The sequence below is a fragment of the Granulicella sp. 5B5 genome (genome assembly GCF_014083945.1).
Classification (GTDB): Bacteria; Acidobacteriota; Terriglobia; order Terriglobales; family Acidobacteriaceae; genus Granulicella.
The window spans coordinates 2,941,755-2,963,476 of the sequence record NZ_CP046444.1 but is presented as its reverse complement, the minus strand read 5'-3'; the positions used below and the strand labels follow the sequence as shown (position 1 = coordinate 2,963,476).

Annotated in this window: 11 protein-coding genes; 2 read left to right on the top strand and 9 right to left on the bottom strand. The window is 61.2% G+C overall.

Features of this window, described 5'->3' with window-relative positions:
* Positions 1 to 458: 458 nt before the first annotated feature.
* The 9 genes from GOB94_RS12515 to GOB94_RS12475 all read right to left on the bottom strand — a co-directional run bounded on the left by GOB94_RS12515 (position 459) and on the right by GOB94_RS12475 (position 13,508).
* A complete protein-coding gene (locus GOB94_RS12515) occupies positions 459 to 1,223 on the bottom strand; it encodes a glucose 1-dehydrogenase (protein WP_182276230.1) in 765 nt (254 codons plus the stop codon).
* Positions 1,224 to 1,228: 5 nt separating this feature from the next.
* Positions 1,229 to 2,437, bottom strand: coding sequence for a D-mannonate dehydratase ManD (gene manD / locus GOB94_RS12510; protein ID WP_182276229.1), 1,209 nt, complete (start codon positions 2,435 to 2,437; stop codon positions 1,229 to 1,231).
* Entirely contained in the window at positions 2,434 to 4,956 is a 2,523-nt protein-coding gene (locus GOB94_RS12505) for an alpha-glucuronidase family glycosyl hydrolase (protein WP_255483925.1), read from the bottom strand. Before GOB94_RS12505 ends, manD begins: the two co-directional genes overlap by 4 nt.
* Positions 4,953 to 7,652: a glycoside hydrolase family 3 C-terminal domain-containing protein gene (locus tag GOB94_RS12500; protein WP_182276228.1), complete on the bottom strand. Its 2,700-nt coding sequence runs from the start codon at positions 7,650 to 7,652 to the stop codon at positions 4,953 to 4,955. Before GOB94_RS12500 ends, GOB94_RS12505 begins: the two co-directional genes overlap by 4 nt.
* Before the next feature lie 210 nt (positions 7,653 to 7,862).
* A complete protein-coding gene (locus GOB94_RS12495; protein ID WP_182276227.1) occupies positions 7,863 to 8,057 on the bottom strand; it encodes a hypothetical protein in 195 nt (64 codons plus the stop codon).
* Between the two features lie 194 nt (positions 8,058 to 8,251).
* Positions 8,252 to 9,433, bottom strand: a complete 1,182-nt coding sequence (locus GOB94_RS12490; protein WP_182276226.1) for a Gfo/Idh/MocA family oxidoreductase — start codon at positions 9,431 to 9,433, stop codon at positions 8,252 to 8,254.
* A 24-nt stretch (positions 9,434 to 9,457) separates the two neighbouring features.
* Positions 9,458 to 10,390, bottom strand: coding sequence for a sugar phosphate isomerase/epimerase (locus tag GOB94_RS12485; RefSeq protein WP_182276225.1), 933 nt, complete (start codon positions 10,388 to 10,390; stop codon positions 9,458 to 9,460).
* Positions 10,391 to 10,440: 50 nt separating this feature from the next.
* Complete coding sequence (locus tag GOB94_RS12480; RefSeq protein ID WP_182276224.1) at positions 10,441 to 11,781, bottom strand: Gfo/Idh/MocA family oxidoreductase; 1,341 nt, start codon at positions 11,779 to 11,781, stop codon at positions 10,441 to 10,443.
* A gap of 401 nt (positions 11,782 to 12,182) precedes the next feature.
* Positions 12,183 to 13,508, bottom strand: coding sequence for a hypothetical protein (locus GOB94_RS12475; protein WP_182276223.1), 1,326 nt, complete (start codon positions 13,506 to 13,508; stop codon positions 12,183 to 12,185).
* A 398-nt stretch (positions 13,509 to 13,906) separates the two neighbouring features.
* Between GOB94_RS12475 and GOB94_RS12470 the strand changes: the two genes are divergently transcribed.
* Entirely contained in the window at positions 13,907 to 17,305 is a 3,399-nt protein-coding gene (locus GOB94_RS12470) for a TonB-dependent receptor (RefSeq protein WP_255483922.1), read from the top strand.
* A gap of 223 nt (positions 17,306 to 17,528) precedes the next feature.
* Positions 17,529 to 21,665, top strand: coding sequence for a LamG domain-containing protein (locus GOB94_RS16905; RefSeq protein ID WP_255483921.1), 4,137 nt, complete (start codon positions 17,529 to 17,531; stop codon positions 21,663 to 21,665).
* Positions 21,666 to 21,722: the final 57 nt, after the last annotated feature.

Below are 21,722 nucleotides of genomic sequence, written 5' to 3'. Positions count from 1 at the left end.
TGATCTGCTTGTGTCCTTGCTCTTGTCTTGGCTTTTGTCGTTGCTTCTAGGTACCCCGACCCTTCAGGGTCGGGTCTCATAGACCTCTAAAGCAGAAAGGGGCTTCAGCCCCTGGGGTATGCCCTTCTTCAAATCTGTCAACCCCTTTCACCCGTAACCCCAAGATTCCAAACCAAAACCAAAAACACTTTCCCCACTCCCCACCTTCTATACTGGAACTAGGAAAACAAACTGGCTCACTGGAAAACTGGTAACTGGCAACTGAACGCTGCAAACGCCGAGGCAGGCTCGCTCTCCCCATTATCCCCTTTACCAGCAATATCATACCCACAACCATATAAAGAATCAGCCACTTACCCCCTGGATCACCCCGTAAGTCACTGATTCCACTAGATCCCTTCACTACATAGGGGGAGGGGGGAGGGTATCTCTTTACTCCCTATTCCCTATTCCCTGCTTTACCGGTTCACACCACTAGCCAGTATCCCGCCATCCACCGCCAGCACCTGCCCTGTCGTGAACGAAGCCGCATCCGACGCCAGGTACACCGCAGCACCTGCCACCTCATCCGCCTCGCCGAACCGCCCCATCGGCGTCCGCATCAGCAGTTCCTTGCCGCGCGACGTCTCAATGATCTTCCGGTTCAGCTCCGTCGGTATGATTCCCGGAGCGATCGCATTCACGCACACCCCATACGGAGCCCACTCCACCGCCAGCGACCGCGTCAGCGCAGCCACCGCAGCCTTGCTCGCCCCATACGCAGCGACTTCATAAAAAGCCACAAACGTCGCCAGGGAAGCGATGTTCACAATCCGCCCGTACCGCTGCTCCAGCATCACCTTCCCGAAGATCTGGCAACCACGCAGTGTCCCCGTAAGGTTCACCTCCATAATCGCGTCCCACGTCTCCTCAGGAAACGTCAGCGCCGGCTGCTTGCTCGTAATGCCAGCCGAGTTCACCAGAATATCGACGCGCCCAAACCGCTCCATCACCGCATCGCGCAGCGCCTCCAGCGATCCACGGTCCACCACATCCGACTCCACCCGCAACGTCGCGCGCCCCAACTCCTCGATCTCCGCGGCAACCTCATCCACCTTGCTCTTCGACCGCGAGCTCGCCACCACGTTCGCTCCGGCCTTCGCCAGCCCCAGCGCAATCGCACGTCCAATGCCGGACGTCCCACCCACAACCACCGCAATCTTCCCATCCAGTATCGGCTTCATCGCACCTACCAATCCGTCATCGTCCCATCCAGCTTGCGCGCCACCGGCAGATACGCCCGTTGATACGGATACTCCGCCGCCAGAGCCTCATCCATCTCCACACCCAGCCCCGGCGCATCCCCCGGATACATATACCCCGCACTGAAGCTGTACCCATGCGGAAACACACGGTCCGTCAGCTCCGAGTGGTGCATATGCTCCTGTATCCCGAAGTTATGGATCGCCAACCCGAAGTGCAGCGCCGCCGCCATCGTAATCGGCGACAGGTCTGTCGCTCCATGGAACCCGGTCTTCACCTGGTACAGCGCCGCAAAGTCGGCCGTCTTCTTCAGGTGCGTGATGCCGCCGCCATGCACAATCGTCATCCGTATGTAGTCGATCCACTGCTTGCGGATCAGGTCATGCGCATCCCACACACTGTTGAACACCTCGCCCGTAGCGATCGGCGTCGTCGTATGCTGCCGGATCAGCCCAAACCCCTCCTGCAACTCCGCCGGAGTAGGATCTTCCATCCAGAACAGGTGATACGGCTCCAGCGCTTTCCCCAGCCGAGCCGCCTCAATCGGCGTCAGCCGATGATGCACATCATGCAGCAGGTGTACATCATGCCCAACCTCCGCACGCAGCCGCTCAAACAGGCCAGGCACAAAGTTCAGGTACCGCTCCGTCGACCACACATCCTCACTCGGCAGCCCGCGCTCGGCTGGCTCATACGGCTTGCCGCCCTTCGGCACACCATAGCTGCTCGCGACTCCAGGCACCGCGCACTGCGCCCGCACCGCAAGGTATCCCTCATCCATATACCTGCGCACGGACGCAACGGTCTCATCCACCGTCTTCCCGTTCGCATGGGTATACACCAGCACCCCCTGCCGGCTCTTACCACCCAGCAGGTTATACACCGGCGTCTTCAGCGCCTTGCCCTTGATGTCCCACAACGCCACGTCGACCGCGGCAATCGCGCTCATCGTCACCGGCCCCCGCCGCCAATACGCCCCGCGATACAGATACTGCCAGATGTCCTCAATATCGAACGGATCGCGCCCGATCAAACAAGGAACCACATGCTCGCTCAGATAACTAGCCACAGCCATCTCGCGCCCATTCAGCGTCCCATCACCGAGCCCATAGATCCCTTCATCCGTCTCGATCTTCAACGTCACGAAGTTCCGGTCCGGCGAGCACACCATCACCCGGGCACTGATGATCTTCATCGACGATCTCCCGCGCCCACAGGCGCCACATTCACATAGTCCACAGGAGCAGGCTCCTTCCCATCCGGCACGCCGCGCACCGTCAACACATCGCCCGGCTTCAGCGCCACACTCACCGGCAGCGTATACCGCGTCGCAGTATGCCCATCCAGCTTATCGCTCGGCAACACCATCTCCGCCTCCCACGTGGCGATCTGTTTACCGTTCAACAGCAGCCGATACGTCGAAGCCCCATCATTCAGGTCGAAGTAATTCACCGACACGCGATACTCGCCCTTCGGCCGCTCCAGCTTCGCCGTCAGCGTACAACCTGCCGCATCCTCACACACCACAGCCTTCCCACCTGAAGCTGTCTCCCAAGGCGTCACAGCCACAGTCTTATATCCCTGCGCCTCCATCGACTCCGCCTCGATGCGGTTCGGATAATGCCCCACACGCCCCTTCGTATCCGCAATACCCGACATCTTCCAGAACCACTCGCTCACCGCATCGCGCCACACAATCGCATGCCCAGCCTGATACGTGAACAACGCCAGCGTCTTCTCATACCGTTCATCATCCACCAGCCCACGCAGCGTCTTCCACTCCGGCGCATACGTCGCCGCAATCTCCGCACCCTCATAGTGCGAGTCGTAGATATGTTGAATCACCGTCTTGCCCGAGTGCAGCACATGCGTATACGGCACATGATGCATAAACAGCAGCAGGTTGTTAGGACACGTGGCCAGCGACTCATACCTCGCAGCCAGCTCCGGCGGATACTGCCCGATGTACCCCGTCCCCGTAGCCACCGTACGGTCCATCCCCACACCCTCATGGTCCGCACGAATCCACTGCCCCCAGCCATTCCGCTCCGCCGACTCGATCCCCGGCCCATAGTGGATGCCGATAATGTCCGTCAGCGTGCCCAGCCCCAGCGGCCCCGTATAGTCCTCATACGCATGCCACGACTCCAATTGCAGCGCGTCGATCGTGCGGTCCACACGCGCATCATTGCCCCACGTCATCCGCGTCCAAGCATCCACAATCTCTTCCGAACTCAAATCCGGATTCCACGCCAGCCTTCCATAGCCATACAGGTTCGCCATCGCCATCGGATGATGCAGCCAGTTCGCATCCAGCCCCACATTCACCACCGACACAAACCCGCCCAGCGGCCGATGAAAGCTCTTCCCCTCGACAATCTCCTTCACCGGAGTCGACTCGTTGTTCGCGCGCATGTCCGTATCGAGCGCCGTCTTCCACATCGGCACCAGAAACACCATGTGCCGCTGCTGCCCCGTGTACTCCTGCGTCGTCTGCAGCTCGATCGCCTCATTCGTATGCTGCAATGCCGCGAACAGCGGGCTCACCGGCTCACGTACCTGGAAGTCGATCGGCCCATGCTTGATCTGGATCACCACATTCGGCTCAAACTTCCCATCCAGCGACGCAAAGTTGTCATACCCCGCACGCGCGCGATCCGCTTTCAGATCATGCCAGTCAAGATGGTGGTTATACACAAACCCGCGATACATCACGATCCCGTGATGCGGAGCGAGTGCCCGCGCCAACACATTCGCGGCCTCCGCAGGCGTGCGCCCGTACTGCGAAGGCCCCGCACGCCCCTCAGAGTCCGCCTTCACCGTAAACCCCGCAAAGTCGGGAATCAGCCTATACACAACATCCACGCGCCTCTGCCACCACGCCGCCACCTTAGGGTCCAGCGGATCAAACGTATCCAACCCACCAATCACCTTCGGCGACGACAGATCCACCGACAGCGCCAACCGTACACCCCAAGGCCGCAGCGCAGCCGCAATCCGCGCCAACTCACGCAGATGCTCATCATCCAACGTGTGCAGGTCGGCATTCACATTGTTCACATTCAGACCATTGATACCGATGGACGCCAGCAGCCGCCCATACTCACCCACGCGCGTCAGGTCACCGCGAACATGCCCGCCATCGAAGAAGATCGACCGCCCCGCATACCCACGTTCAATTGAGCCATCAAAGTTGTCCCACTGGTCCACCCATCGCACCGGCGCCGCAGGCGACTCCATATCGTCATGGATCGGCTTCTCTTCCGCCACCCACTCCAACAGTCGGAAGACCCCATACAGCACACCGCGCTCATCCGCACCGGCAATCACCCAGAGATGGTGCCCATGACTCTGCACCTGTCGGATCTCAAAGCCGCCCGCCTTCAGTGTTGGATTCGTATGCCAGCTCCCCACCGACGACTTTCCCACCTCAGCAATCGTGCCCACCACCAGCACGTCGCTGTTCATCCCATTCTCAGTCTCAAACTTCCGCCCCAGCATCGACCCCAGTCCGCGCGCCAGTTCATCGCCCGCGCTCTGCTCAATTGCTGAGCCTCCCAGCACCACAACGCGCCCCGGCAACCCGGCATACTTCGCCTGCTCCGCCGAGCTCAGCGGAGCATACCGCAACCACCCGGCCTCGCCCGTCTCCGCAGCCACACTCACGGCGCTCATCAGCAACGCCGCGGACAACACCAGCCAGGCATATCTCACCGAGGCATCTCCCTGCGTCCCTGAATGTTGAACGTGGTCGACACCGTCTCCGTTGCCGGATATCTGCGCGTCTCACCGTTGCCCGCCACCGGCTGCGCTCCGCCCACCGTCAGCGTATAGCTGCCAGCATCGACGGCCCGCACACCCTTGTCATCCACCTGCGACAGTGTCCGTGGATCAAGTGCAAATGTAAGGTGCTTCGTCTCACCCGGCAGCAGATGCACACGCTGAAATCCAGCCAGCTCCAGCGTCGGCGACACATCCGTCTGCGGCGGCGTCAGATACACCTCAGCGACCTCATCGCCCGCGCGCTTCCCGGTGTTCTTCACATCGGCTTCAACCGTCAGGTCGTCACCCGCCTGCAACGTGCTCGTCGACAAGTGCAGGTTCGAGTACGCAAAGCTCGTATAGCTCAGCCCATAGCCAAACCCATACAGCGGCTTGCCCTTGAAGTACCGGTACGTCCTGCCCTTCATCGAGTAGTCCGTAAACGGCGGTAGCTGGTCGTCCGAAGCGTAGAACGTAATCGGCAACCGTCCGCCCGGATCATTCCTGCCCAGCAAAGTATCTGCAATCGCCTCGCCGCCAGCCTCACCCGGATACCACGCCTCGACAACCGCCTTCGCATGTTCCTGCGTCCAGTTAACCGCAAGCGCGCTGCCATTCATCAGCACCACCACCAGCGGCTTGCCCGTTGCCGCAACAACCTCCAGCATCTCCTGCTGGGCCGTCGGCAGCTTGATGCTCGTGCGATCCCCACCAGCAAACCCATCGACCTTGATCGGCATCTCTTCGCCTTCCAGCTCCGGCGACAGCCCGACAAACGCCACCACAACATCCGCCTTCTTCGCGGCCTCAACCGCGCCACCCAGCAGCACCGACGGCTTCGGCTCCCACTCCATCGTGATACCCGCACCAAACAACGGCGCATGGTGCCGGTACTCCACCCGTAGCGCATGGGGCTTGGTGTCCGCGAACGTCAGCTGAAACCGCGGCGTGTCGCTGCCCCGATACTCCGCATCATCCGCTGACGCAAACCCCGCAACCTGCTTGCCATCCAGGAACACCTCAAACCTCTCGCGGTCCCCGCACGGATAGCAGTGCGCCAGCCGCATCGAAAAGTCATACGTCCCCCTCTGCGGCGCCGAGATCGTCCCCGTCCAACGCACCGCAAAATGGTCCGCCGGCACACCCGCTACAGGGCTCGCCGAGTTCCAGTCAAAATCGATCTCCTTGTCCACCCGCGTCAGCACTGGCTTGCCATCGGTCACGTCTCCGGCAAAGTACTCCGCCTTCAGCCCCTCTTCGCCTGCCGCACCATGCACATGAAACATCGTCCGCGGCACCGGCAGCACCACACCATCCGCATACGGAGAACCCTGCGCATACTGCACACGCGTCCCCGGCATCGCCTTTGTCAGTGCGTCCACCGGAAACGCATAGTTCTTCGGCACCGCGTTGTAGTTGCCTTCAATCGCCGACAACGACGCCGCATTCGGCCCAATCACTGCAACCGTCTTCACACCCGCACGCAATGGCAGCGTGTCATCCTCGTTCTTCAGCAGCACAATCGCCTTCTCAGCCGCATCCAGTGCAAGCGCATGGTGCGCCGCCGACGCCACCTCGCTGAACGGAATCGCGTCATACGGAACCATGCTCTTCGGATCGAACAGCCCCAGCTTGAACCGCGCCGTAAACAACCGCTCCAGCGAAATATCCAGCGCCGACTCCGGCACCAACCCCTTCTTCACCGCATCCGTCAACGCGAGATAGCTCTTGCCGCAGTTCGTATCCGTCCCAGCCTCAATACCCGCAACCGCCGCACTGTCCACGTCCTTCGAATAGCGATGCGCCGTTTTCTCATAGAAGTCATCAATCGCCCCGCAGTCCGAAGTCACATACCCTTCAAAGCCCCAGTCCTTGCGCACGATCTGTTCCAGCAGCATCTTGTTCGCGCAAGCGGGCACGCCATCCACGGCGTTATACGCACACATGATCGAGCCCGCCTGCCCGTCCACAATCGTCGCGCGAAACGCGGGCATATACGTGTCCCACAGGTCATGCGCCGAAGGCTCCACATTGAACTTGTGCCGTTCCGACTCCGGCCCGCTATGCACCGCGAAATGCTTCGGCGTCGCAATCACCTTGTAGTAACGCGGATCGGTCCCCTGCATCCCGCGCACAAATGCCACCCCCAGCTTCCCCGTCAGGAACGGATCTTCTCCATACGTCTCCTGCCCGCGTCCCCAGCGCGGATCGCGAAAGATATTGATGTTCGGCGACCAGAACGTCAGCCCGTAATAAATCGAGTGCACATCATGCCGCAGCGCCTCATTGTTCTTCGCCCGCGCCTCGGTCGAAATCACATCCGCAATCTTGCCGATCTCCACCGTGTCCCACGTCGCGGCCATGCCAATCGCCTGCGGAAACATCGTCGCATACCCCGACCGCGCCACGCCATGCAGCCCTTCGTTCCACCAGTCATACGCCGGCACGCCTAACCGCGGCACCGCGGCCGACGTGTTGATCAGGTCCTTCACCTTCTCCTCCAGCGTCATCCGCGACACCAGGTCATCCGCCCGCTCCTTGGCCGACAGCTTCGGGTCCTGATACGGCAGCTTCGCCGTCTGCGCCGGCAATAGGCTGACACTGAAGCTGAGAGCAAGAAGCGAATGCAGCAGCGGATGGACTTTCATCGGTCTTCGAATCCTCGACAATCGTTGCAGGTTGGCCGTGCTCTTGCGCGGCACTCAGAATAATACCGGTTCCAGCGTCACTTCGGCTTACAACTAAAGCGCATTAGTCAATACATTTGCTGTATAGCTGGCCGCGTGCGCCAGGCCTGTCAAACCATCACTCGTGGCGGACACCCGTCGGACACAAACCCGTCACACATTGTGCTCACTTCAACATTCCAGCGGAATCGCGGCTGCCATCGCCACTCGCGCCACATGCACACCATCCACCCGTACCAGCACGACTCCAAACGCGTTCGACAGATGCGCCCGCAACTCCCCGCCGCCCATCGACAGATGCACCACCTGCCGAATCGTCGCATCCGTCAGCATCTCCGCTGCAAGCGCGTTCTCGGGCTCCGGCAACTGCTGAGACGACGCCCAGCCCCCCACCCACAACGTTCTCTGGCATCTTGGACTGCGCCATTAAGACAGGCACGCCCATCATCAATGCAACTGGCAAAAGAAAACGGCTTGAACCTCGCATGGCAGTACCATACGCGTTTCAAGCCATTTTCTTCAATAGGACAAATAATTCTCTTTATGATCCTGCTTTGACTCTAGGCCTCAAGATGCACATGCTTCGCATTCATCTGTGCCTTGATCACCAGTTCCGCCGCCAGCAGGGCCTGCGTCTGGTCCTGCGCATTATGTGTGCGGTTCACAATATCAGCCACGAACAAGGCTCCAAACGGCAGGTTCACATTGTTGCAGTCGATATACCGCGACTGTTTCTGGTCCACGATGAACAGGTTGTTCCCCTGCTTGCTCACCGCCACATTGATATATTTGCGGACCTCAATATAACCTTCGGTACCCAGAATAAACAGTCGCCCATCGCCCCACGTCCCCAGCCCGTCCGGCGTAAACCAATCCAGCCGCACATAGCCCAGCCCGCGATTGCCGCGCAGCACCATGTCGCCGAAGTCGAAGAACTTCGGATGGTCAGGATGCGCCACATTCGCCACCTGCGATTCCACCACCTCGGCCTCGGTCGACCCTGTGTAGTAAAGAAACTGGTCCACCTGGTGCGAACCAATGTCGTTCAGAATCCCACCACCAATCTCCGGCACCCAGTACCAATCGGGCCGCCCTGCGCCACCACCCGCATCGCCATGCCCCTGGTAAATCTGGTGCGGCGCAATATTGATCGTCTGGATCACCCGCCCGATCGCTCCAGCCTTCACCAGCTCACCGGCTTTCACCGCGGCCTTCACCTCCAGCAACTCGCTGTACATAATCGCGTAGATTCGATGTGTCTCCGCGATCGTCCTGCGCACCTCCGCTAGCTGCTCCAGCGTCAGCATCCCAGGCTTGTCGCTCAAAAAGTCCTTCCCTGACCGCATCACCTTGATCCCCAGCGGCGCGCGCTCCACTGGAATCTGCGAGCTCAGCACCAATTGGATCGAGTTGTCATGGATGATCTCATCCTGCGACGCCGCAATCTTCACATCCGGAAAGCGCTTCCTGAACGCAGCCAGCTTGTCCGGCTCGCCAGCCCACGCCGCCACCATCTCACCACCGCCGCGCTGGATTGCACCAATCATCCCGTAGATGTGGTCATGGCTCATCCCGCACACGGCAAACTTGATGTGATACTTCGGCTTCTCTTCCGCCTGCGCCTCTACCACCTCATGCGTCACATGCAATCCGGCCGGCTCGACGGCGCCTGCATCCATCGCCATCGTCGTCGCCAGCCCAGCCGCTCCAACCCCACGTAGAAACCCGCGCCGATCCAACATCGTTCTTTCTCCTGATCCCTGCCTCTACGAGGCCAACTCGTTCTGATACCCCATCCCTACCAGCACGCCGCGCATATACGCAAAGCTCTCCGTCGCGCCGGGCATCGGATCATCGCCATGAATCTCATACTCCAGGTCCACATACCCGGGATACTTGACCGCCGCCAGCGCCTGAAAGATCTCGCGCATCGGCATCTTGCCCGCGCCCACCGCTACCTGGCTCTCCTTCGAGTTGTAATCCGTCAGGTCCTTCGCGTGCATATCGAACAGCCGAGGTCCCACCTCATGGATGGCCTTCACCACATCGGTCCCTGCGCGCATGCAATGCCCGATATCGATGCAGCATCCCATCCGCGGGTCCATGTTCTTCACCACCTTCAGCACATCCAGCGGCGAGTGCCAGATCTTGTCCTCGGGCCCATGGTTATGGATCGCGAACTTGATGTCATACTCCTTCACAAACTTCTCAATGCGCGGCAGCGTCGACGGCGCCGGGTCGCCAGCGACAATCACCTTCACGCCCGCGCGCTTCGCATACTCAAACTTCATCCGGATGTCGTCATCTTCATCCTTCGGAAAATACAGCGTACCCAGTGCATGCACCGTGATGCCGTTCGCCTTGTAGTCCGCCAGCGCCTCATCCTCCGCCGTAAAATCGCCCGGCGTCTTTCCAATCGGCAGATGGTTCTTCGTGTCCTTGCAGTTCAGCTGGTTGATGTGTAGCTGCTTCATCCACTTGATCATCTGCGCGCGGTCGAAGTTGCGAAACGTATAGCTCGCCAGCCCCAGCCGCACCGCATCTGGCCTGCCGCCCTCCACGCCCAGCTGCGACAGCTGCGCCTGCGACATATGCCCCTCCACCTGCACGATCTGCCCCATCAGCGGAGCGCTAACCACAGCACCCGCCGCCAACACGCCACCCTTCAAAAACCCACGCCGATCCATCGAACCACTCATGCTCGCTTCTCCTATGCCCTTCTTCTCTACTTCTCTACTCATCTACTCCTCTAGAGGTGCGGCGCCCAGCCCTTTTGATACTCGCGGCCCCAGTACTTGTTCATCGCCTCTGGATCGTTCACAATCTTGCCGTTCGTCTGGTCGAGCTTCAGTTCGCGGTCCACCTCCCACGCCACATTCGACAGCTGCAGCATCGTCACCGCAACGTTGCCGGAAGAGACAGGCTGATTCAGCTTCGCGCCATGCTGGATGCCCGCGATAAAGTTCGCAAAGTGTGCGTCCGTCATCGAGTCCGCGCCCACAAGATCGTTCGAGCTCGCAGCCTTGCCTACCGTGAACTCGCTCACCTTGTTGCCCTTCAGGTCATACACCTCGTAGCCGCCGCGGTCGATCACCACCGACCCCGTCGTACCCGTAATAGCCGAGCCGCGGTCGCGGTTGTACCACTTCTCTCCATTGCAGCAGCGGCACTCCCAGCTGATCATCCGGCCATAGTTCGAGCCCGTCGCCGGATAGGTAAAGCTGGTCATCAGCGTGTCGTAGAACTGCCAGTCGTCCTTGTACGCATAGCGGCCGCCCGACGATGTGACCCGCTCCGGAAAGTCCACACCCAGCAGCCACCGGCTCACATCCACCTCGTGCGTGCCGTTGTTCAGTGTCTCGCCCGTGCCCCACTTCTTGAACCAGTGCCAGTTGTAAGGCTGCACGTTGCTCGTATACGCTTGCCGCGGCGCCGGGCCCTGCCACAGGTCCCAGTCCAGCGTCGACGGCACCGGAGCCTCTACGCCATGTCCAATCGACTTCCGCGTATTCGAGTACCAGGCCTTCGCAAAATACGCATCGCCAATCAGCCCGTCTTCGATCTTCTTCTTCATCTCAATCGTGTGCGGAGAAGACCGCTGCTGCGTCCCCATCTGCACCAGCTTGCCGTACTTCTTCTGCACCGCCACCAGCAGCGCACCCTCGGCAGGGTTGTGGCTGCACGGCTTCTCCACGTACACATGCTTGCCCGCCTGCACGCCCGCGATCGCCATCGGCGCGTGCCAGTGGTCCGGCGTCGCAATCGAGATCGCGTCAATCTCCTTCAGTGCAAGCACATTCCGAAAATCGCGGTCGGTCTTCGGCGCCTCGCCCATCATCTGTGTTGTCGCCTTCGCAAATTTCGCAAGAATGTTCGACTCTACATCGCACACATGCGAGATGCGCGCATTCGCCTTGTTCGCCTTCAACGCGGACAGGTGCGCATACGCGCGGCTGTTCAAACCGATCACCGCAAAGTTCAAACGATCATTGGCTCCCAATATCTGGCCATAGCTCTTGGCTGAAACGCTCAGGGCTGCAGCAGCACCCCCTGCAACCGCACTGTTCACAAAATCGCGACGTGTAATCATAGGTCTCCTCAGACGAAACGAAATCATACCCCTATTTTGTTTGAACTTGCTAGTAACAGATCGAAAATCGCGCAACGATTGCAAAATGGCTCGTACTGTCCATGAATGAACCGTTTCAAACCTGACTGGACAACCCACGGAATTATCTTGTTCCCTTGCTTCGGGGTTCACATCTCCAACGCGTTGATCATCCTGGTCCCGTGCATCAACCTGACTGGCCTCGCGCTGCTTCTGCGCCGGTATGCGGAATCCTGGCGTTGGCAAAAGTAGCTTCCACCCTTGCACTCGTACGACGCGCTTCAGCATGATGCTGCGGCTTTGCTCGGGCGCTTGCTCGGCACCCGGCCGGGCTCTGGCAGACCCGTCAATGAGACGCTAACTGGTAAGCGGTAGCCGCCGGCCTACCACATCGCCACAGCCACAATCTTCGGCGCACCGGTCATCCCGTTCACCACATCTGTGCTGATCACCGCCTCAAAATCCCGATCCCGAAACCCCGGCCCAATCCTCAGCCGCAGCTCCTCCTGCCGCTGCGGATCGGCCAGCAGCTCACTCGCCGCCACCGTCCCACTTACCCCTATGCCCGCCACAATCACCTCGGGCTCACCAGTCGTCGCGTCATGGATCCGCGCCACGATCGCATAGTCGCGGTCCACCGTCGCATAAGGCTTCCGCAGGTCCAGCCACCAGTCCCTCATCTCCGGATGCTGTGAATCCACAATCCGAAACCCATTCTCATCGCTCCCTGCAAACTGGAACCGCAACGGAGCCAGCGTGCGCATGGTCCACTGGTTGTCCAGGCCGCCAATCAGCACCGCAGGTCCCTGGCGCAGATCATCCAGAGTCGCATCCGTGCTCATCAACAGATGCGTCGCGCGCCCATGCTCGATCACAAACTCCGAGGTCCGCATCGCTGCGCGCACATCCGAGAACACCACGTTCTCCCCCAGCGATTCGTGCTCCAGAAACGTCTGTCCCTGCCCCGCCGGCGCTGCCGTTTGGTTCGTCGACCGCACCAGCGCACCCGACACCACCTTCGAATCCGCCTGCACTCCCGCCCAGCCCGTCGCCATCGGCACGCACACCATCACATCGCCGCGCTGCCCCAGCACCGGCGTCCAGAACTGCTCCAGCGCCGCCGGATGCATCCAGCGCCAGCCCAGCCAACCCGACGTCAACAGCACCATTGCCGTCACTGTCCCCCATACCCACCATCGCAGGGCCCTCGACCGGCCCCGTGTCGAACGTCGCGGAGCCAAACTCTCCGTCGTCTCAGCTCCCGCTGCCTGCGCCGCAGGTAAAAACGCCTCCTCCGTCGCCTGTATGCTGAAAAGCCGTTCGCGCCCTGTCTCCAGCCTTAGCCGGAACTCCGGTTCATACCGCCCCGGCGACAGCTCGATCCGCATCTCCGACTCATGCGCTTCCTCGTGGTAGTACTGCGCGATCCGCTTCCGGATCTCCGCAATCGTCACCCGCACAATTGGGTCCGCCGCCGTATCGTAATCCGCCGCCCGGTCGAACACCCGCACTCCCAGCAGCCGCTCCTTCAAAAACTCTCCACGCCCCTCCAGAGTCTCTTCCACGATGAACCGGAACAGCGCCGGATAGCGCTTGCTGTTCTTGAAGTGGCTGGTCTCCAGCAGTCGGTTCAGCTGTCTCCGTACTGCAGCTTTCTCCTCCTCTGTCTTAGGTATCCACGGGGCCCTGTCGTAGGTCTCAATGCTCATCTGGTTATGCCTCATTCGACTCACGAAAGCATAGCGGCTATCTCATGCAACTGACAATCCACCCTTTTACCGATCTTTACCTCCTCAACATTCCCGTGAAACTAAGCCAAACTCCTCTTTACCTTCAGGTCCATACCAGAAGCAACCTATACAGTCGCTCTCCGGCGCTCCTATAGTCCTCCGCGGTTCAGAATGCCTCTCAATTACAGCTTTCTGCGCCGAACCTCGCACCCGATTTTGTTCGGGTACTACAACAAAATAGCAACCCCAAAGGAATCATAATGATATCGATCCCAAAAGGCACTTTTCACTCTACTGGCCAGTGGAGACCGCGCATCACAAGGCTCAGCCGCTTCACCGCTTTCCTTGCAGTTCTCGTCCTCGCCTGCACCACCGCGATGGCCCAGCTTTCCACAGCCGATATCGTCGGCACCGTCACCGATCCCACCGGCGCGCTTGTTCCTAACGCGAAAGTGACTTTGCAGAATGTGGATACCCACGAACAACGCAACGCCGTCAGCAACTCCACCGGCGACTACCTCTTTACCCTTCTGCCGGTCGGCCGGTACATCGTTACCGTGCACGCCTCCGGCTTCAAAACCTCAACCGTCTCCAATCTCGCCATTGAGGCTGGCGACCGTGCCCGTGCTGACGTCCATCTCGCCACCGGCGGCGAAAACGATACCGTCACCGTCGACGCGACGACCCCACTCCTCCAGGCCGATAACGCCACCGTCAGCTCCACCGTCACGGCCAAAGCCGTGCAGGACCTTCCTCTCAACGGACGCAACTTCGTCCAGCTCGTTCAGATCGTTCCCGGCGCCAACGAAGGCCCCGGCAATGGCCTCACCTCCGGCGGACGCCCTGACGATCGCCGCATCTCCGCATCCTTCTCCGTCAACGGGCAGGACGACACCCTGAACAACTACATCATCGACGGTGCAGACGACAACGAGCGCATCATCGGCACCATCGGTGTCCGCCCCAACGTCGAAGGCATTCAGGAGATCACCGTCCAGACCAACAGCTACTCCGTCGAAGCCGGCCGCACCGCTGGCGGCGTCGTCAGCATCACCACCAAGTCCGGAACCAACCAGTTCCACGGCTCGGCCTATGAGTTCTTCCGCAACGACGTCTTCGACGCCCGCAACGTCCTCCAGAGCACCGGCAACAAACCGGAGCTTCGCCAGAACCAGTTCGGCGGCTCCATCGGCGGTCCCATCATCAAGGACCGCACCTTCTTCTTCGCAGACTACGAAGGTTTCCGTTACGTCTCTGGCGTGACGTATTCCAACACTGTCCCAACACTCGATCTCTATGACGACATCAACAGCCTCAACGGCGGTTCACCCCAGGCCATCCTCAATGCCAGCACCGATGGCGTGGCCTCCTACTGCACCACCAATGCCAACTGCATCGACCCCATCGCGCTGAACTACCTCAAGCTCTACCCGGCGCCCACCAACTCCAACATCACCAACAACGAAGTCATCAGCCCGAGCAAGACCCAGTTCTCCAACACCGTCGACGCCCGCGTTGATCATCGCTTCACCGCAAACGATCTCCTCTTCGGCCGCTTCACCTATAACAAGGTCGATACCTTTACCCCCCCGGGCCTCGGCACCGTCGGCGGCTTACAGATCTCCGGCGGCCGCTACAACTTCTCCGGCCCGGCGACCGACAAGGCCTATCAGTACGGGCTCGGTTTCACGCACATCTTCAATCAAAATCTGCTTCTCGATCTGCGTGCCACCTACACCCGCATCAATAACTTCTCCGCCCCGCTCAACTACGGCCTCAACGCGGACACCAAGGTCGGCTTCGGCGACAACATGAACTTCAACACGCTGTCGAACTTCCTCACGCCGATCTCGTTCGGCTCCTTCCCCGACATCGGTGACGGTGCCTACGTTCCCCTCCAGGACGTCGACAACACCTACCAGTACTCCGGCGTCGTCAGCTGGACACTCGGCAACCACAGCGTCAAGATCGGCGGTCAGCTCATCCGCCGCCAGGCGCGCAACATCCAAAGTTCGTTCGCCGCAGGTCAGTACGGCTTCGGCCTCACCAACGACAACGTCAACGGCAACACCAAGCAGACGTACATCAACCAGCTTGCCTCGTCGCTCGTTGGGGCCTTCTCTTCGGAGGGCCGCAACTACGACCTCAACCCGCCTGACTATCGCTCGTGGGAGCCCAGCGGCTTCGCCCTCGACTCCTGGAAGGTTTCACCCAAGCTGACTGTCCTCTACGGTCTCCGTTATGACGTCTTCACCCCATTCTCCGAAGCCCACAATCACATCTCGAACTTCGACTTCAATAAGGCCATCAACTCCACTGCCGCCACCGTCAACTCTGCCCTGCTCGTCGCCGGCCAGAACGGTGTCAGCTCCACAGCGGGTATCGAAACCGACCACCATGATGTCGCACCTCGTGTCGGCTTCTCCTACTCACTCACACCCACCACCGTCCTGCGCGGCGGCTATGGACTCAGCTTCTTCCCCGGCAACTACACCTCCAACGCCGATCTGAAGAACGCTCCCTTCGTCTCCGTCTACTCGCCAGTCTGCGGACAGTCGGATCTGGCCCTCACGCTGCAGACCGGCGCTGCCTACGGCAATCTGCCGCAGTCCAACTACCCCGGCGCCTGCTTCACCGCGGCGAACGACTCCACCCACACCTTCGACGCTGGTCTGCCGCTTCCTGCCGCGCCCAGCATCACCAACCTCTCCGCCATCAACGCGCTCTCCTTCGAGGCGGAAGACACCAAGTTCCGCTCCGCGCTCATCCAGCAGTTCAACCTGCAGGTCGAGCAGCAGTTCGGTGCCAACGTCTTCACCATCGGCTACGTCGGCAACATCGGCCAGCACCTGCCGGAGACCATCAACAACATCAACCAGCCCGCACCCTTCGATCCCTTCGCACCCGGCTTCACTGCCACCCAGGGCGATTTCAAGCTCAACAGCCAGCTCCCCAACCTCGGCAGCGTCGGCTGGATGCAGAGCGAAGGCATCTCCAACTACAACGCTCTGCAGACCTCGCTCCAGCGCCGTTTCGTCCATGGCCTCGCCTTCGACGCAAACTACACCTGGGCCAAGGCGCTCTCGGACATCGTCGGCTTCTCTGAAGAAGGCGATCAGGGTTGGTCGAACGCCGATCCCACCCGCATTCGCCAGATCGACTACGGTGTCGCCGAAAACGATATCCAGAACCGCTTCGCACTCACCCTCAACTACACGCTGCCCTTCGGAGCCAGCTTCACCGGCATCAAGAAACAGGTCCTCCACGGTTGGGAGTTCAACACACTCTCCGTCTGGCAGAGCGGCAAACCCATCACCGTCTACAACGGCGGCCAGAACGACGTCACCACCACCGGCGACGGTGCGGGCAACGTCTACGGCAACCGCGCCGTCCCCTACAACAACGGCGGCAACGACCGTCCCAACATGGTCGCAAGCGGTGGCAACCCGCACAAGCTGAGCGAGTGGTTCAACACAGCGAACTACGCGCCCCAGCCTCTCGGCACCGTCGGCAACGCTCAGCGCAACTCTGAGTTTGGCCCGCACTTCCGCCACATCGATCTCTCCGTCTTCAAGGACTTCCCCGTCACCGAGCGCGTCAACGCTCAGTTCCGTGTGGAGGCCTTCGACATCACCAACACACCCGACTACTTCATCCCCAACAACAACAACTCAGCCGCGCAACTCGGTAGCACTACCTTCGGCAACGCCGGCAACGCCGTCGATCCGAACTACACGCCCCGAGAGCTCCAGTTCGCGCTCAAGCTGCAGTTCTAACCAACGGCAATCCAACCAACACCGCCGGCCCGCATTCCGCTCTTTGGGAACGCGGGCCGCGGCTTTTGCGACCAGCCCACTCCGCGGAATTTACTCCCTACTCCCTATTCCCTGCTCCCTACCTCTCCATTGCCAACACCTGTCTGACAGGCGAATAATCCCTCCGACTTGCCTCACCCCTCTGCGCGCGTCGCCAAACGCCTGCAGCTTTCGGAGCACCCCTTTGCGCCTCAAGCATCTCCTCGGCCCCGTCCTCTTCGTCGCCACCGCTTCACTCGCCGCCCAGATGCCCGGAGGCACACCCATCGCCTCGCCCCGCGCACCCGAGCCCGGCCTGCTCTTCTACCTATCCGGCGACCACGGCTTCCGCGCCGACTACGCCGCCAGCGGCCTCGCCGACCCCAACTACCTCCACGACGTCAAAATCCTCCCCAACGGCGCCAAAGGCAGCTACCTCCAGTGCGGCGACAACCAGCTCCTCAGCTACTGGGCTCCCGGCAACATCTACTCCCAGCGCGGCACCCTCGCCTTCGACTGGCGCTCCCGCACCCCCGTCGACGAAACCCAGTTCCCCATCTTCCGCGTCGGCTTCGGCGACCACTCCTCCTGGGACATGGTCTGGCTCCGCATCGACTACAACGGCCACGGCTTCGACGCCTTCGTCACGGACGTCAACCTCGCCCGCACCCGCGTCAGCGTCACGCTCCCCAAATTCCCCGCCTCCGACCAGTGGACCCACATCGCCCTCTCCTGGGACGAGACCACCGGCATCCGTTTCTACGTCAACGGCAAGCTCGAAGCCACTGCCAAACCCACCGGCCGCTTCGACACCGCGCTCGACCAGTTCGGCCCAAACTCCCGCATCATCTCTCCGCAGGGCGTCGAGTCCAGCTACAACTACGACCGCGGCGGCGACCTCGACGAGCTCCGCATCTACGACCGCGCCCTCTCCGACACCAACATCGCCCAACTAGCCCAGCACGAAACCCCCACCAACATCCCGCAACTCTTAAGCCCCACCCATGATGTGTCATCTCCCTCGCCACACCCCACCCAAGAAGTGTCATCTCCCACAGAGCGCCCCACCCATGATGTGTCATCTCGACCGGAGGCCGCAGGCCGCAGCGGAGAGACCCGCTTCTCTACCACCGAAGCCATCTCCTCCACCACCCGCTTCACCGCCTTCCTCTACAACCACGGCTGGGACCACCCCAACGACATCCCCGCCGCACTCCCCGCCGAAGACACCGTCATCCGCAAAGTCGAGATCAACGACGCCTACGACCTCAAGCGCTGGTGGTGGAAGGGCACCGACGGCATCGCCGAAACCACCTGGCCCGGCGTCTACAACCGCTCCCGTCTCCCTGGCCGTTATGACTACTTCCAGCTCCCCGACTGGGACTGCTACGCCCTCTCCGGCAAGTCCGTCACCTTCTACATGCCCAACGAGAAGTGGAACCACCTCGAGATCCAGGGCGGAGCCTACGGCACCGTCGCTCTCCTCACGCCCAGCAGCGGCCCCGACGCAGTAGCCGACCCCGACCAGGAAGACACCGAGCCACTCCTCGCCAAAACTCTCTTCGACCGCCCCAAAGGCGAACAGCTCACCACCCACGAGTTCGCCAAGCCCATCACCGGCGGCAAAGTCCGCTTCACCAACACCGACTACGAGTGGCCCATCCAGGAGTTCTCCGCCTACTACGTCCACCCCGGCAATCCACCTGCGGGTATCGCCACGCTCTCCTACGCCATCACCACGCACGCCGCCTACGACAACCCCACCGTCACCCCGCTCGCGCACTTCATCGAAGGCCGTTACCCCGCCGGCCAGCGCGCCACCATGATCGCCATGCCCGGCGCCTCCGTCGGCGGCGGCCGCACCTCCATCGGCCACGGCCAGCAGAATTCCTCAACTTCGACATCCTCGGCCCCGTCGACCCCGACGACCCCGACGACAATCAGGTACCCCGACGCTTCAGCGTCGGGTCTCATAACATCTTCTAAAAAAGAGGGGGTTTTAACCCCCTCGCTCCCCCTCGTCCACATCATCATCCCCTCCGACTTCCGCTCCCTCCAGGCCGACGAAGGCCACGGTGCCAGCTACACCTGGGAGAACCTCCACGCCGGCCTCGACGGCATCGCCATCGACCTCCCCGCGTTCAACCTCAAGCCCACGCACGGCCAGTACATCCCCATGAACATCACCATCAAGGACCCCCTCTGGCCCATGCGCGACATGCTCAACTTCAGCTTCTCCGTAAAGCCCGGCGAGCCCCACACCCTCTGGCTCGACACCCGCGACCGCATCCTGCCCAAGGGCCAGAGCCTCTACCTCACCATCGCCTCCGCTTCACCGGAGTTCTCCACTGCATCCCTTGAAGGCGCGCACATCCGCCTCATCTTCAAGCCCTACGACGAAGCGCTCCCCGAGCACATCGCCGACCGCCTCACCCAGGTCCGCGACAACTACGCCAACATGACCGAGGAGTCCGTCAACAGCCGCAAGCTCAACCTCTTTAATCGTTTCGACGCCGACATCACCGACCTCCTCCGCGTCGACCCCACCAACAAACTCGCCCTCGAATACTGGCACGAAAAGAACCCCGAACAGCCCGACGCCGCCTACACCCCGCCACCCGCGCCGCCAGCGCCGGGCGCTTTGGGAGGGAGCAGGGGCCTTCAGGCCCCTGCTAATGCCCCCACACAAAAAGGGGCTTTAGTCCCGGAGGAAGTACCCGCCACCGTCCCCACCATCCAAAATGTGTCATCTCGACCGGAGGCCGCTGGCCGCAGCGGAGAGACCCGCTTCTCTACCCAAGACGCCAAACCCGCCACCGTCCCCGAGTGGGCCTGGCTCCAGACCCGCGATCTCGCCGAACTCCGCTCCCTCATCGACTGGTACGTCGACAACCGCCAGATCTCCGACGGCGAGATGGGCGGCGGCCTCTCCGACGACTCCGACTTCTTCGAGTGGTGGCCCGGCCTCGCCATGATGGGCTCCAACCCCGGCAAGCTCAAAACCTCCCTTGAGCGCGGCCTCGAAGCCATCTACAACAACGGCATGTTCACCAACGGCCTCGCCACCGCGCAGTACGACGAGCTCCACTCCTACGAGGACGGCCTCAACATGCTCGGCGAGTCCATGCAGATCGACTACGGCAACCCCAAAGAGATCGAGCGCGCCATGCTCACCGCCAAACGCGAAGCCGAGTGGCTCACCGGCTACAACTCCGCCGGCCAGCGCCAGATCAAGTCCGCCTACTACAGCGGCACAAAGATGGCCACCGGCGGCGTCTGGGGCTGGGCCAAGGACCGCAGCTACTTCGTCTACCACCCCGCCATCCTCCTCGCCGACTACAACGGCAACCCCGAAGCCGTAAAGATGATCACCGAAACCGCCGACGGCTTCCTCGCCCACCGCCGCCCCGGCCCCAACGGCAAAATGCAAATGCACTTCACCGTCAACTTCCACACCAACGCCGACCTCCCCTCCAACGGCCTGCAGCCCTGGTTCGTCCTCTGGGGAGCCTATGAGTTCACCCACGACACCAAGTACCTCGCGCCCTTCAACGACAACCCCACCACCGCCCTGCTCGCCATCAACGCCGACGCTCTCGACGAGCTCCACGTCCGCGACACATGGGGCAAAGACCTCCTCGACTCCAAACCCTCCAACCGCCGCACCGACTCCGGTGTCGCCACTGAGACCACCAACCAGCTCAAGTGGCAGCTCACCGGCGACACCACCTACCTCGACAAGCTCTACACCTCGCAGCTCCAGACCGCCCACGACCGCGAGTTCGTCAACCGCCAGGGCTCACTCTGGATCGACCGCGTCTACTTCAACAATGGCGAGCTCCAGCGCGGCCGCCTCGGCGGCGTCGCCCTCATGCGCAACTACGACTTCCCCGGCAACGCCGTAAGCTGGCGCTTCGACCCCACCCCCGACGACCCAACTCCCGACACCAGCATCGGCATCCTCGTCCCCATCGGCACCCCCACCCACATCAAAATCATCGCCTACAACATGGACAAGGCCCCTATCACCGCCCAGATGACCGGCGGCCAAATCGACCCCGGCCAATGGGAGATCTCTCAGTGCACGACAAATCCATCAACCCCGGCATCTTCAACCCCCGCACCTTCAGCCTTGACATCTTCGGCCCGGCCATCTTCGGCCCCAGCGACCCTCGGGTACCCCGAGCCTTCAGGCTCGGGTCTCACAGGGGCAGCTAAGAATGAGGGGGTTTTAACCCCCGAGGTCTGCTCTTCCCCGCCACGACAAAGCTCGTCAACTTCGAGCGCTCCTCATCCCTCCCCATCGCCTTCCAGCCCGGCGTCACAACACTCATCGAACTAACGCTCAAACAAAAAGGCACCCCCTACTGGCAGCGCCCCGACCTCGGCATCAGCTCGG

Bases quoted from the DNA above. Each gene is read 5' to 3' on its own strand.
- GOB94_RS12515 (WP_182276230.1), bottom strand. From the start codon at position 1,223: ATGAAGCCGATACTGGATGGGAAGATTGCGGTGGTTGTGGGTGGGACG.
- manD (WP_182276229.1), bottom strand. From the start codon at position 2,437: ATGAAGATCATCAGTGCCCGGGTGATGGTGTGCTCGCCGGACCGGAAC.
- GOB94_RS12500 (WP_182276228.1), bottom strand. From the start codon at position 7,652: ATGAAAGTCCATCCGCTGCTGCATTCGCTTCTTGCTCTCAGCTTCAGT.
- GOB94_RS12490 (WP_182276226.1), bottom strand. From the start codon at position 9,433: ATGTTGGATCGGCGCGGGTTTCTACGTGGGGTTGGAGCGGCTGGGCTG.
- GOB94_RS12485 (WP_182276225.1), bottom strand. From the start codon at position 10,390: ATGAGTGGTTCGATGGATCGGCGTGGGTTTTTGAAGGGTGGCGTGTTG.
- GOB94_RS12480 (WP_182276224.1), bottom strand. From the start codon at position 11,781: ATGATTACACGTCGCGATTTTGTGAACAGTGCGGTTGCAGGGGGTGCT.
- GOB94_RS12475 (WP_182276223.1), bottom strand. From the start codon at position 13,508: ATGAGCATTGAGACCTACGACAGGGCCCCGTGGATACCTAAGACAGAG.
- GOB94_RS12470 (WP_255483922.1), top strand. From the start codon at position 13,907: ATGGCCCAGCTTTCCACAGCCGATATCGTCGGCACCGTCACCGATCCC.